The organism is Roseburia sp. MSJ-14, from assembly GCF_018918225.1.
Lineage (GTDB): Bacteria > Bacillota > Clostridia > Lachnospirales > Lachnospiraceae > Petralouisia.
Window position 1 is genome coordinate 68791 of record NZ_JAHLQD010000016.1, and the last position, 15473, is coordinate 84263.

Consider the following 15473-nt stretch of genomic DNA (forward strand, 5'->3'; position numbering starts at 1 on the left):
GTATGAGAAATTCAAGCATAATTATGTACACAACTGAAGATGGCTTAACCAAGATAGAAACTACCTTTGATGAAGATACTGTATGGCTGTCACTAGACCAAATGGCAGAGCTTTTTCAAAGAGATAAATCTACTATCTCAAGGCATATCAAAAACATATTTGAAGAAGGTGAATTACAACGAAATTCAGTTGTTGCAAAATTTGCAACAACTGCCTCTGACGGAAAAACATATCAGGTAGATTACTATAACCTTGACGTCATTATCTCTGTCGGTTACCGAGTGAAATCCCGTCGTGGTACACAGTTCCGTATCTGGGCTATGGAAATATTAAAGGAATATATGAAAAAAGGATTTGCCTTAGATGATGACCGACTGAAAAGACTTGGCGGTGGCAATTACTTTGATGAATTGCTTGCCCGTATCAGAGACATCCGCTCATCAGAAAAAGTATTTTGGAGAAAAGTTCTGGAAATCTATGCAACCAGTATTGATTATGATCCACATACTGAAAACTCTGTCCTGTTCTTCAAACAGGTTCAAAATAAAATGCACTGGGCTGCCCACAAGCATACCGCTGCAGAAGTAATCTATGAGCGTGCCGATGCAGAAAAAGAAAATATGGGGCTTACCTCGTGGGAACATAACGAAATCCGTCGTTCTGATGTAGAAGTAGCAAAGAACTATCTTACTGAACAGGAGCTTGATGCTCTCAATAAGATTGTCACCGCCTACCTTGATATTGCTGAGGTACACGCCCTTAACAAAGAACCAATGTATATGAAAGACTGGCTGGAAACCATTGACGATTATCTGAAAATGACACGACGTGATATTCTTACCAGCAGCGGTCGCATCAGCCATAAACAGGCTATCGAAAAAGCTCATGCGGAATATGATAAATATAAGAATCGACTGGATGATACACTCTCTCCAGTCGAAAAGGATTTTATTGAAAGTATCGGTATGTTAGAACAAATTACAGACAGCTCAAAAAAGTAGCATTTTTTCATCAAAAAAAGCCTCTTCACCACTGGAACAAATCCGGTGATGGAGAGCTTTTCTGTTTTAGCCTTCTTCTGAATAGTCACAATTAGAACATTTCCAAACTTCGCCAGCCCACTGTAAGTAGCCACCACATTCATGGCATGGACGAGATTCATAATATACCTTGTCGCAATCTGGACACCACCACATAATTTCTCACCCTTTCTACTACATTTTTAACGATTGAAAAGTTATCGTTAAATATTAATGAGTTCTGATAATTTTTCTTTGACAAGCCATTCATTTCTTCACATTGTACTTATCTATCAATGATAGTTCTTATCTCCTGTTCCAAAACACATATCCCTATTCTTATAAAACTATTTTTTAAGGCCTAACACCTATTTGTCTCAATAAACTTTCAATGAAATCACGAGCATATTTACGTTTCAGCTTGCTGTGATTTGTCTGATTGTAATAGTTTCTAAGACAGTTATAACAAGAAGTGTTTTCATCACAACACTGCTGGGACACTTTAACATACGCTGCGTTTAACGATGTAATTACAGCATTCTTTTCAACTAATCGCTTAACATGACCTGCTCCGCCTGGGACATTGTCGTAGATCAAAATATCGTAGCTATGCTGTTCAAGATTCAGTTCAAGAACACCATCTATATCATTTCTTTCAATACCAAGACCAATACTTATTCCTTCAAGAAATGCATACATAAATGACAACGCAATCGCATAATCTTCCTTTGTAAAGGAACCTAACATAGGAATTATAAATCGTGCTACATCTGTTTGGAATCTATGCCCAAGCCTAACTTGAGTAAGCTCTTCACATGAACAGTCAAACTGTCTGTAATTCTTATGCTTCTTTAAAGAAGTAGGTGTTATCACTTTTCCTTTAACAATGTCACTGTATCCACATATCGGGCACATATTGAATGACGATTTATTCATTACAAGAAGCTCATCATTGATGCTTGTCTCAATGGTAATAGCATTTGATAAAGAAACAATATTCTCATCCTTTATACCACCACCAAGATATGATACTTCGCCGGCATAAGATCTCTTTGGCTTAGCACGAGTACTTTCTTTCGTAATACCAGTTTTAAATCCATTTATCGGTTCAATATAAAATTCTTGTACAACTGCACCAAGAGGCTCACCACAATACTTACACTCATTTCCTGTTCTTGTACTTACAGATACATTTATCTTTTTACAGTTAGGACAAGTGCAGAAATAGTTACGTGGATACTCTCCTGTTTTAGGTAGAGATATATACTTAGAAGTATACTTCTTACCATCAACAATGATTTCTGAGTCCGGTGCATATTCTGAGATCGCTATTTTTAAATCGCGACTCAAATCATAGCTGTTATCCATAATGCCTTCTTTATATATTTGTAATTCAACAACATCCACCGGGAACCCATATTTAGGAATGACGCAGTACTTTGAAAGTGAATCAATTACCTTTTCCTTATGTAAATTCTCAATCTGTCTCTGGTAATAATCCGCTTCTTTATAATTTTCTTCTGTTATCGCTTCTTTCTTTGCTTTTTCGTATTCTTCTGCAATAGATTTAATCGTTGAAACAAAATGCTCCATCTTTTCATCATTTCCTTCAATTTCATCAAACCACTTAAAGTTATGATAAGCTCGATATGTATCACCAGGCAGTATTTTCTCGTTGACGTAGATATTCAAATCACTCGGATGACTCGAAATATAGTTTTTAAACTCCTCTAACGCATTCCCAAAGACTAATTCATCAATGCTGGTGAAATAATCTGGATGCTGTCTAAAAAAGAAACCTAAACACGTAGCCATCAGATGACGAACGATTATCTTGTGATTTACTACATTAAAATAAGGTGGCTTTATAACGCCTGAAATCATCTTTTCTGGACTGCAAAAGTATGTATAATCGTGAGAGCCCGTTCCACAATAAGTCAAAATATATGCCGCACTATCTTTTCTACGACCTGCACGTCCTGCACGCTGAACATAATTTGCAGGTGAAGGCGGCACATTACGCATAAATACTGTTTCAAGATCACCAATATCAATCCCCATCTCAAAAGTTGTTGAACAGCTTAAGATGTTGATTTTTTTATTTTTGAAATCTTGCTGATATTGTTTTGCCTTCTTGCGATCAAGCTGAGCAGTATGTTCCTTTACAACGATACTCTCGATTTTCTTTGTTTTATATTGTCTTCTATAATAATTTGATGCAAGTGCCTTATCCGGATCTACTTCGCTCAAGATACCGTCGCATTTATCCTGAACACATTTGTTGTGGACATTATATGGAGTCAAGCGACCGCATTTAGAGCAAATATAATATTTTGAGGTTTTATAATTCTTGACTACATACTTACTCGCCTCAATTTGATAGCATTCCTTCGTTTCATGCTTCTTAAACAATTCACCCGCAACCGCCAAGTTATTAAAAACAACCTCCAATAATGCTTTTGCTGATTCTTCGTCGCATTCACAAACCTTCTGAACATAACGAACAACCATATTATCCTTTCCTTTTACAGGTAAAAAACTTCTAACACCATTTATTGTCTTAGGGCAATTAAACATTACATAGTTATCAAATCTTCTATATTCCAAAGCTTCCATCTTTTCATCTGGAGTTAATGTTGATTTGATCGAATTTATAGCAGGTGTAACTTTGAACACACCAAATACAACCTGCATAATTGTTTCCAGATCCTTCTTAGTAATGTTATATTCTCCAAATTCAGCTTCAACGTCCTCTTCGTCAATTTGAGACATTATGTCAGTTATATCTACATCAAAGAAATATAACCCCAAACCTTCACCGTCGTTCGAACCATCAACCTTTAGCAAATCGACAAGTATTGTAATCCAAGCATTTTTATGAGCACTTAAATCATTTTGAAATAAATTACCCTCTTTAATCATTCCCGAAAGAGTTGCAGCAAGCTGATCTACAGAAATATTTCTATATTGATTATCTTCTATTACCTTCCAAATCAGTCTTTTCTGCAACATTCTAACTTGGTTAGAATCCAAGAAAGCCGCTGAAAAGCTTGCTTGTTGACGACTATCGGAAAATGCTAAAAATTGTTTTACATTTGATGTCTCTATTTCTGATTGAATGTTTTCTTTTCTCTTTAAGGAAATTTTACTAATTTTCTTCTTAGTCTCTGTGCCATCATCAATTGCTTCATATAAAATCTGAGCAAGTAATGCTGTTCCCTCATCCTTACCTACATTCAAACTCTTAACAACACCGGCTCTTGCTTTGTGACCGCAGCAAGGACACTGATTTATATTATTGAACGCCGTTTCTTCTCCATCCTTCTTTGATTGAAGGACTTTAAATATCGAATGTTGAAAGCTGTCTCCACAATTACATCTGCGTGCATTTAAATTTCCTGCGGCATAAATCGCACCACACTTTGCACAAACCTTATATTCTTCAAGTATATCATGGTCAACTTCCTCTTCATTAAATTCATTGCTCATTAAGAAATAGTCGATGCTTACAAATTCGTTATTTCCATAATTTTCGTAAATATCAACTTCCTTGTTCTGATACAGATATTCAAGCCCATCGGCTTCATTACGCTGAATCTTTCCGATTATGTATGGTGAATTACAATATCTACAGTTACCAGCTTCGAAAGCCTTTAACTCCCCAATCATATTAGTTTTAGTAAGACTTAATTGTGGATCATCTCCAAGAGTGACATATGCACCAGCTAATGGGCGCACGAAAGAATGGTATTTCAAATCGAAAATACCTATCCCGTCCTTTTCTGCCATATTGATGAGATCAATCAAATCTATCAACTGTTCAGACATTATTTGATTATTAAAGTTAGCAAGAATACTTTTGAAACTCTTACTACCATCTTTTAATACTTCATATAGATGAAACACGTTTCTGTCGCCTACAAACAATTCATATAGGTAACTCTTCAATTCCATTGAATCTATGTTTTTGTATTTATTTCCAATGGTTCTAACCGTCTGTATATCATGCTTCGCTTTCTTTATCTCAGAATAATCTTCTCCAGCAATCGTATAACTTAGCTTAGAATTAGAAAGTGTAATTCTTTTAGAAAAAATTATGTCTTGAATATCAAAACTTGCAGAAGTAAGGCTTCTTGCAAAATTTACAATTTCACTTTCGGATTTACCTTGTTCTCCCAACGTAGCACTGGTTAGAATGAAGCGCGGTTTCTTTGGTGCTAATCCAGTCAATCTACGCATTAACAAAGATAATTCGATTCCCAATGAACCATAATATGAATGTGCCTCATCAAGAACAACAAACTTCCAATTGTTTAGCCTCTCCGGTGCAAAGATCGAATAATCATTTGGTCTGATCAGTAAATATTCCAACATGGAATAATTAGTGAACAACAAATGTGGCGGGTTCTTTCTGATCTCTTCCCTCGAAACCAATTCATTCTCAGGGATAAAGGTATCGTTCTCTGCGCCATATTTCTCACGATAGTCCTTCGGAATGCTTTCTTTCGTTTCGCCTGTAAAGAATCCATATGTAATTTCAGGACATTGTGTAAGTATCTTTCTTACACGATCAATCTGATCGTTTACTAGAGCGTTCATTGGATATAAAAATATTGCCCTAACACCAACTTCCCTATTACCATTTTCTACATCTGACATCAATTCATTTAAGATTGGATATAAGAAACTCTCTGTCTTTCCTGATCCTGTACCCGTTGTAATAATTGCGCTTCGACCAGAGCAAATATGCCTAATACTCTCTTCCTGATGAGAATATAAAGGTCTCTCGAAATTCATATCTCCCAATCTATGAAATGATTTACATACCGCACCATCTGCAATCATTTCATCCAAGGACATTCCTCTTTGAAATGGCAAATTTAAATCGACATAGGGTCCCTTAAATAAATCTTCAACTTCCAATTGTTGCTCAAACAATTTTTGCAACTTTGGAGTTTTAAATTCAAAGGAAGACCTGAGATATTCTTTATACTGATTATTTATATATTGAGATCGTTCAATAGGATTTCTCTTGCTCACACTGATTCAACTCCCTTCATATCGATATTGTAAGAAAAGATATCAACAGCTTTGTCGTCATCCATTGAATTCATAATTCCATGATGTTCGAAATCAAGTAACAGCCCGTCGCCATCCTTAGTAATGGACAATTCTATCATCCCGTCTATAACATCGCTACATATTTCAATATCAACGGGATTTATATTATCCAACATAAAAGCACCATGATATGTTCTTACATATACTTCACCTATATATTCATTTCCACTTATCATTTCTTTAAAATAAACATACGTTGTATTAAAGTAATGTTTCTTTCTTAGGAACTCTCCTCTGACAAACTGATCAAAGTAAACCTCCTTGATTTTGAAGGATTTTCCTATGAAATCTTCTCTCGCATAAAAGACGATTGGAAATTCCTTTAAAATACGTTCTTTTTTGAGTGATAGTCCTCTCTCTTTCTCAAAGAAAATCACTTTATAATTTATAAAAGACGATAAATCATATACATATTCTGGAACGTCCTTGTCCAAAGCAAAACTTGTGTATATGACATTATTCACATCATCGATTACTTTGAATCTAATATTCCCTTGCCCATAAAAGTATGGTGTAACAACTATCGCCTTATCTTCATGACTATAAATAACCGTTGTTTTAGCCTCGTCAAGAATGCATTTGTTATAACACAAAATTCCATCCTGGTAACGATCTTCTGCAAGTAAAGAAATCCCTACATAATCATAATGCGACTTATATGACAGTAAAAATCCTGCAGAAAACCTGCTAAATACTCCTTCCGTCTTAAGTCCAGGTGCTTCTTCAATAATTTGACCGGTACTGGTTAGCAAGCATATTTTGTCATATTTGCATCCATACAAATCAATTGAACTTTCCTGAGTAATATCACCGATCCAAATTTCTTGTGAGAATGGCTTCCAGGCACCATTATCAATCCTGTATAACGGGAATCGGAAAGGAACATAATAAATATACTCCTGATTATTCCAATTAAACTTAATCCAATCTTCTCTAAAATCCTGAACACTTATCTCATCAAAAATTGGTTCTGGCATCAAATCAGAATCTACAGAAACAATATACGAATCATTATTGTTTTCAACCTGCTCAACATATAGTTTTTTATCTATGGCAAATTGAGTGCGCAGCACACTAATTCTTTTTCCCGAATGTAACGCATTCACTCTTAGCTGATAAATTCCAGAGCCTAAACATCCAAGTTTTAGAGAATACTTATTAACACCTTTTCTTTCAACTGTAGAATATTCAAAAGCATCAATCTTATATGAACGCTGATTTATTTGTATTTCAAAACCACTGTCCGTAAACTCACTTTCAAATACAAGGATTACCTCATCTTTAAATACTTCAAATTTACAATCATCCTGTGCAACGAAATATCCCTCATGCTTTTCGCCAAACACACCAGGACGGATCATCTCTGAAAAATTGAACACTTTATCTTCTATAAGGATAGCATCTCCCAAGTGTGCAATATATGAGGATAGACAATATGCCTCTCCCGAAAAATATAAATGCAACTTATCAACCTTACTCTTTGTACAAAAAACAGCTGTTCCAGAATAATCTTTATTATTTGCCAGTTCTTGTCCTCTCTCATCAAACACAATAAAGTTACGGTGCAGTCTGGTTTTGCTATCATAAATTATTTCATTTCCTGCAACCAGCTGATAATTAATTCTTCCAAGAGGATTAGGGAGTTCAATTGCATGATTCTTTATCTGATATCCACCAATAATCTCACGAATATCTTCTACATAATCATCATAAATAACCTTTTCCTCTTTCTTAACAATGATTCGGATAGCTCGATAATCATATGTAGCTTTCACACGATGAGTCGGTGGAACTAAACAAATTGTGTTTCGAGTCAAAACAAATTCTGGTTCCCAGCGTGATCTCAATTGTTCGACTTTACTGCGATTTCCATACTCTTTCTCTCTATTGATTGTTGAAAGCCATTCTTGATATCCTCTTTTTAAATATGGATTGTAAATGACATTATCCTTGCCCCAAATATATTTATCAATAAGCCTAACAACAATGATACTAAGCTTAATAACAGCATCGTTATATATAGGATTAGTAATCAGCTGCTTTGTTGATTTAATCAATTTATATGTTTTCTTAGTTACATTAACTTGAACTTCGTCACTTTCAGAACGCATCACATTCTGCAATCCGTCATAAACAAACTGAAACTCGCCATATAAATCATCAGGTAAGTTACTATCAAAATTCAACTTATATATGTCATAGATAAATTCAAAGAATGATCCCAGATAATAGCTTGGTACAATAGATCCCGCTAATACCACATTGATAATACGAGTCTTTGTGCCTGTTGCATCATCCTTTGTTCTGTAATTATTTAATAATGTTCGAATAAGACCTTCTACCTTTTGCTCCGAATAACGCTGATACAAACTCTTGTAAGTTTTTCTTACCGATTCATAAAAAGCCCCATCATAATAAAGCATACCAATCAAAACAAGAGATACGAATACAATTTCCGGATCGCGGACATAAGTACCTGAATACGAATTTAACGTACTTCCCAGTTGACTCTCTGCACGACTATGAATAATATCTATTGCATCAGCATTATCCAATAAATCAATCAAATCAATGCCGAGATTTTTCCTTTCTTTGACACAGTTTTTTAAGTATCCTATTTTTGTTTCTATCTGAGCATCGTTTAATCTCTTTTTCAGCATTTCTAGAAGTGATTTTTGTTCCTCCTGAGTAACAATACCATCTTCAAGTATCTGATCGATTTTTTCACAGATAGTTTTAGATGGTTTATGATAACGAATAAAAGATTCATTTGTTCTCATCCAATCCTGCAAGCGACATACTTCTTTTTCGTTAATTTCATTGTCACAAATAATACCTTCAATGATTCCATTAAGCTCATAAACCTTAGCGATGGAATCAGTTTCAAAAGCTGTATACTGACTACTATTTTCTAAAAGCATTTTTCGTTCTTCGTCTGTGATTATTCCATCTTCAAGAACTTGTTCTACCAGCGAAATTAAGTGAGCTTGCTTATGTTCGTAAGATAAGTTTCTGTTCTTTTTTACCCATGAAGATAATCTTGCTACCTCAAGTTTGTTGATAATACCATCGTAGCTAATGCCGTTTATTATTCCTATTAACTCATTTATGTTACGCATAATCAGCTTGTGTGATATCTGTTTCAAAAACTACCACAGCTCTCCTTTCATCTGGTGTCTATAATTGCAGAAAGCTTCTGCAATCTATGCTTATAATACAAAACCATATGTCCATTTATTAGGACTCACTTGTAATAGTTAGTTTTTCTCCGTTTTCAAGAATATAAGACTGCTCAAATACAACTCCCAGTACTTCAGCTATTTCCATAAGTTCTTCTGTACTCACAGTTTCTCGCTTTAATTTTTTGTTGAAGTTCTGCGGTGTCTGACCAATTCTACGAGCCAATTCTGCAACACTAATGCCTTTTTCTTTACATAAGTTTTTAATTAAATTTGATGTGCTCATTAATTCCACCTTATCTATTGAAACTTATACTCTAAGAACCTAGTAATGTTAGACATATTATAAACCAAAAGGTTGATATTTTCAATGTTCAGTATTTGAGTTTCTCAAGCACTCACAAAAACCATACCTCATCATCTTTTTATTATTGAATATTTTTTATTAATCTCGAATATAAGCAAACCCATTCCATTGTTTCTTTTTCGACACATCGAATCATCCCTTCAAAACGTCTTAATAAAAATCCGTTTTAGATGTATAAAAAAGACCACTCACTTTCAATTTTTCTTGAAAATAAACGGTCTTTCATGTTTCTTTTATTCTGTTGAATGATAAAAAAATCACTTTTCCTTTGATATGTTTCCGAAGCCGCATTCCAATACCACAGAAACGTTTACTCCATCAGAAATTTCTTTCGCGCAAATCAAGGATTCTTACAAATCTGTCCGATGTAGTGCCACTATTGTCTCTATATGGCTAGGCACGACTGCATGAATGTCATATCAAACTGGTCGTTTGCGGAAACATATCTACATACAATTTAACGTTATTAACGTTAAATTGTGAACCCACTTTACGAATTAAAATGGTAGCATTGTTATTTTCAAGAATTCTTCATCGTTAGAAACAGACTCCACATCGAAGTAAGGGTTACTGTGATAGAATACCTTATTCTTTTCTTGACTAAGATATGCCATACACACCCTTCCAACTACTGTCTTGTCTTTAACATATTTGCGATAATGCAACAGACAATCGTCACCAATAATTTGATCTGCACAATATCTTCCTAACACATTAATATTATCTTCACCAGTGATAAGAATTGTATCAAATGGGCATTCATGAGCGTATACACTCTCTTCTTGATCGCTAACTAATAGGATATAGATTTCATCTGGCATGGAATCAAAATCCTTTTCAGTCGATATATACGCATAAGACAAATCTTGATCTGGCTCTTCTTTTAATTTCTGTTGACGAACACCAGATATACTATGTCTACGATTTTCTATATATACATCTCTGACATACTCTTCTTTAAATAAAACTAAAAAATCACTCCATGTTTTATTCAAAAAATCCAATGTTGCTTGAAGTTGATCTGATAATTCCATCTTTTCATGTTGTACATCTTTACGGAAAAATGGTCCTATTTCTGTTTTATTTGAACTTCCTAAAATACCCATTGAAAGCTTATTGGCAATATCCGCAGTGTGCTTAGTTCGATTGTTTATTGCCTCAATATATTTAAACTCATCAGATTTAGATATATTATTGAGCCACGTCTGCATCTTTGGAAAAGCAGCACTATATATCTGTTGATTAAATATTCTAGTCATTATCTGGATATCCACTGAATCTACAGCTTTTTCCTTATTTGCTAACAAACCAGCATTTATTATCTGGCTCATAGAATCCAGCGCATTCATTGTGTACTGAAAAAAATCCCTAAGTAACTTATCAAATAAGAACCATGGATCTACTTTTTCACCGGCAACTCGTAACTCATAAGCGGGAGAATTCTCAGTTGTTATAGCTAATTTTTTTACATTCTTACCATCTTCCGTCACGCAGTCTACGAAGTCGGCTGCAATATCCTGCTGCCAACGTACGGTCTTCATTGTCATTTTACCAATTATATTATTCAATGTATCTGCACAATACTGTACTGTAAATATATTTTTTTCAGTGTATTCAATAAATTGCCACGCGGAATATATCTTATGCGCAATTAAATCTTTTCTAAGCAAATCATCTGCCACTATTAATCACCTCTTAATACTTTTAATTCTACATAAAATCCGAATTTGTCTATCCAATACCATTCTTCATCGATTCAATAGCAGCATTCACTTTTTCAAGTTCTACCGGCACATATTCTCCACTAATTCGAATACCACCACCAAGTAGACCAAATAGTTGTTTAGAAGTATTAACGTCTAACATCAACGTTTCATCAGATAGTAATTTGTTGATGTTATTAGACACCTTTTCTGCCAATAATTTTTCTGCTTCTTTCTTCTTTTCTATCTGAGTTGTCTCATCTTCAATATGCTCAACTATTCGCGCATTGCTAAGAATCTTTATTTCATAAGCTGTTCCTAGCATATGATAGATGAGTTTCATCATATGTTCCTTTGCTTCATCAGGAGTCATATTTAATTGAAAACTCTCAAATTCAGCGTCTAACATTTCATCTATCTGTGTATCACTGCTTAACTGTATTCCAGTCTCATTTATTTCTTTTTTCTCGATAATTGCTTGTGCTTTTGTCTTACCTGAGACAAAGTTCTTTGCATCTACCCACTTACCTTTAATCCACGGTTTTGCTTTTGAATACCACCAAGGACTAATCACATGTTCATGTAATTGAACCATGCCATATATTGCTGCTGCAACAATTGCTTCTCCAACTGCTTGCGCAAGTTGCTGTTGTTCAGGAGTTAGTTTGACACGCTCTTGCTCGTATTGTTCTATCGGATATTCATATTGAGGTTCATCAATCTCAACTTCCTCCCATTCGACGATATCAGTTGTTTTATTGTTCTCATCTTGACTTACACCTCGAACTCTACCTTCATTATCCTTGGACCTAACAAGATGATCCCCCTCTTTCAGAATTGGTCTATATAACTTTTCGCCCATAAAAAATCATCTCCTCAATCAGGTTTTCTTTTTACATATGTTAGTTCTATGTCGTAACGCAGCGCTTCCATCATGCTAATAAAGATCTTATTCACCCCCCATCGGGCTTTTTAATAATACTATTGACATATTGGCCAGTAGTACCAATTTTCTCTCCCAACTAAGCCAGTGTCTTTCCCGCTTCGATGCATTTAATTTTTACATCAACTTCGATATTATTTTTTATCATTTTACATTCTCCTAAGTGTTATTCAATAACACAAATCAGATAATTCATAATGATAATGTACACCTTTTCTTTTGTTTTTTCAATCTATCCGGTAAATAGTAACCCGAGAATCCCATTTGTAACCCAAGAATCTCCATTTGTAAATGAAAGTCCTGTTTTGTAACCGAGATTCCCGGTTTGTAAGCAAGATTCCCGAATTTTCATTTCCATCACGATATGATAGGTTTTCAATCTATCCTCTAAACTTAAGCAAAAAAATAAGCAGGAGCCTTCGCCCTTGCTACAAATACTTATAAAAACCTATCTTTGAATGTCTATTAAGCCATCATCAATCTCAAATCACCACTTTTTGACAACTAGCTATAAATCCATGTTACTATATTCATCGACTCTTTTCAGAAACAGCTACCATTCTAGATGCATCGCTTATACCAAAATGCTTCTTGCGATAATTGTATTCCTCCAAAAATTCATCATACAAAGACATTTTGTATCGAATACTCGCCAGCTTTTCTGTTGTATATCCCATTCGGTCGCAATAAGCATCATACTCCGTCTTAATATCATCTGTAGGCACTGGAAGAAATGTTGCTCGTTCTTCAATGGTAAGCTTTGTAAAATCAATAGGAATTGCTTCGACCGCCGGCTTTATCGTTTCCGCCATAAGTGGCTCTGAAATCACTTCCTCTATAGTTTTCACGGCAGCATCAACACTCTGGCTAGTAGTAGTTTCTTCAACTGTTTTAGTAGTAACAGTATTATCCACTTCTTCATCCGACAAAATATACCCTGCCATTTCCTGCTCCTGCTCTTTTTCTCTCATTCCCTCTTCCTTAATACCAGCAAATTCCTCATAAGACAGAATCTCTTCCTTTGCATCATAAAGCGTTACATTAGACAAATCATTAAACCGGATTTCTTCAAGATAATCCATATATTCCCATTTCCACTTATGTGTTACACTAGATAACTCCGACAATGCCTTATCCCAAAGTTCTCCTGCCTTATTAGCCTTTTCACGATACAAAACAACCGCCTGTTCTTTCTCAAACTCTTCCCTTGTCATAATCGGTGCTATAAGTTCTTCCTCAGATAACAAGGCAGCATCTCTGATAAATTGTGTCTCCAGATACTCTACATACTCCCTGTTCCAGTCAGGACGATCCAATTCCGCACTATAATATTTATGCTGAATATTATTTCGCTCATATGCAAGCTTCCGTTTCCTCGACAGGATTTCTGCCTTCTTTCGTTCTTCTTCAATCTGCTTTTTCTTTCGGATTGCTTCCTCTCTTGCAGCAGCTTCTGCCTTCGCTTTTGCTTGCTCCTCTGCAATCCTTCGCGCCTCATTTACCGCTTCTCTTTCCGTTACAATCTGGGCTATCCGTTCCACAAGCTCCGCTTTGCCATATCCATCACCAAGCTTATTCCCTCGTATTCCCTTTTTCATGTCCGAAGTGGCAAAGGTTACTGTTTTATCCGTAACACGGACATTCCAGCCATATATCCCCTTCAGGCATTCTACCATCTGTTCAAAAGAATCTACAGCGGGCAGCATCTTGTCAATAGTGTTACGAATCAATTCCCTATTCGATGTGATGCCGACACCATCGCTGGCATTTTTATTCATAAGCCTCTTTTCCACCCAGTAATTATCCCTGTGCTTCTTGGTAAGCAGATCCACCTGTTCAAACCCATGTCTGATACAGCTTTCCATCACCCACTTCTTTGCATTGTGCATCATCTTTCCGGTACTTTTGTGCTTACAGCCCTGCTTCCATTCACAGGGCTTGTCATGCCACTTTTCTTTCCTTCCCTCATACTTTCTGACGGAATTTATCACGATATGAACATGCATATTCTGACTGCCATTGTGGCCATCCGGATGCACCGCAAGCACTGCCTGATGTCCCGGAGCAAATACCGATAACCACTGCTTTCCAAACTCCATTGCCTGTTCCATGGTAATTTCATCTGTTGGATCAAAGCTGATAATATAGTGATGAGCCTTAACATCTTTTACAGCGTTATTCTTGCCATACAGCCGGTTTGTTTCAATGCATTCTGCACCAAATGTATCTGCATCGCAGTTTACTCCATCTATCAGATAAGAATCTCTCTCCTGTATTCTTCCTTTTTCATCCAGAATCGGTTTATTCGTATACTCATCAAATTTGCATGTCAGATACTCCACTGCATCCGAATAAAATCTGTTCTTCACAGAAATATGCTTTATAATCGCCATTATGCTTCACCATCCTTTTCAATCTTACGTCTGTGCTTTCTTCCACATGCAACATCCTCCAATGCCGGAAGTATCTTAAACTTTAAGTCCAGCAATTCCTTCACTGCCTCTTTCACATCGCTGTAAACACTATAATAGGAACCGCCACTATTCAGATGTTTCGCTATCTGATTTAGGTTGGAACCAATCTTTCCAAGCTGCATGGAATACTCCTTCAACAGACTTGTATCTCCGTAGCATGGAAGCTTTCTTCCCAGAGCACATCTTCTGATATATTCCGACGTTGTAAGTCCGGTTTTCCTTGCTTTTTCCTCTATCTGCTCCTTATCCTCTGCTGATATACGCAAAGACATAAGAACCTTATTATCTTTCTTGTTATCTGTACTTCTCATAAATTCCTCCATTCTGACATAAAAAAAAGCAGGTATCTCTACCTGCTTTCACTTCATATCTGTAAAATTGTAATAATATTAATTGCTGTTCCAATATGAATAATAAAACTGCCGGATACGGCAGATACTTTCCCCGATGCTGATTCTGCATCTCCCCTCCCGTGCATAGCCTCGCTCCCCCATGGTCTCTCATCAATACGCTCGCGTACCCGCGAATATTTCCAATAGAATTGCATGGCGGCTCGTTATATATGCTCGCCGGTTATATAGAATTCTGTCATACATCTGTCTTACAGAAATCTTACAATCACACTCCCCATAAGAAATTCTGCTAACGCTATCGCATCATTTTCAAT

Annotated in this window: 9 protein-coding genes; 1 reads left to right on the top strand and 8 read right to left on the bottom strand. The window is 35.8% G+C overall.

Features of this window, described 5'->3' with window-relative positions:
• Nucleotides 1-2 precede the first annotated feature (2 nt).
• Nucleotides 3-1001 (top strand): virulence RhuM family protein, encoded by a 999-nt coding sequence (locus tag KQI83_RS06975; protein ID WP_216555961.1) that lies wholly within the window; start codon nt 3-5, stop codon nt 999-1001.
• A 66-nt stretch (nt 1002-1067) separates the two neighbouring features.
• On the opposite strand, the gene KQI83_RS16955 is transcribed toward KQI83_RS06975, so the two are convergent.
• The 8 genes from KQI83_RS16955 to KQI83_RS07010 form a co-directional block, all read right to left on the bottom strand.
• Nucleotides 1068-1196, bottom strand: coding sequence for a hypothetical protein (locus KQI83_RS16955; protein WP_256447807.1), 129 nt, complete (start codon nt 1194-1196; stop codon nt 1068-1070).
• A 177-nt stretch (nt 1197-1373) separates the two neighbouring features.
• The gene (locus tag KQI83_RS06980) at nt 1374-6059 is read right to left on the bottom strand and encodes a DEAD/DEAH box helicase (RefSeq protein ID WP_216555962.1); all 4686 of its coding nucleotides are present in this window, start codon (nt 6057-6059) and stop codon (nt 1374-1376) included.
• Nucleotides 6056-9286 carry a hypothetical protein gene (locus KQI83_RS06985; protein WP_216555963.1) on the bottom strand — a complete coding sequence of 1077 codons (3231 nt, stop codon included), beginning with the start codon at nt 9284-9286 and terminating at the stop codon, nt 6056-6058. The genes KQI83_RS06980 and KQI83_RS06985 overlap by 4 nt, the downstream gene beginning before the upstream one ends.
• A gap of 91 nt (nt 9287-9377) precedes the next feature.
• Nucleotides 9378-9605 (bottom strand): helix-turn-helix domain-containing protein, encoded by a 228-nt coding sequence (locus tag KQI83_RS06990; RefSeq protein WP_118639489.1) that lies wholly within the window; start codon nt 9603-9605, stop codon nt 9378-9380.
• A 578-nt stretch (nt 9606-10183) separates the two neighbouring features.
• Complete coding sequence (locus tag KQI83_RS06995; RefSeq protein ID WP_216555965.1) at nt 10184-11368, bottom strand: hypothetical protein; 1185 nt, start codon at nt 11366-11368, stop codon at nt 10184-10186.
• A gap of 49 nt (nt 11369-11417) precedes the next feature.
• Entirely contained in the window at nt 11418-12251 is an 834-nt protein-coding gene (locus KQI83_RS07000; RefSeq protein ID WP_216555968.1) for a hypothetical protein, read from the bottom strand.
• Between the two features lie 611 nt (nt 12252-12862).
• The gene (locus tag KQI83_RS07005) at nt 12863-14725 is read right to left on the bottom strand and encodes a relaxase/mobilization nuclease domain-containing protein (protein ID WP_216555971.1); all 1863 of its coding nucleotides are present in this window, start codon (nt 14723-14725) and stop codon (nt 12863-12865) included.
• Nucleotides 14725-15117, bottom strand: coding sequence for a plasmid mobilization protein (locus KQI83_RS07010; protein WP_216555974.1), 393 nt, complete (start codon nt 15115-15117; stop codon nt 14725-14727). The genes KQI83_RS07005 and KQI83_RS07010 overlap by 1 nt, the downstream gene beginning before the upstream one ends.
• Nucleotides 15118-15473 lie beyond the last annotated feature (356 nt).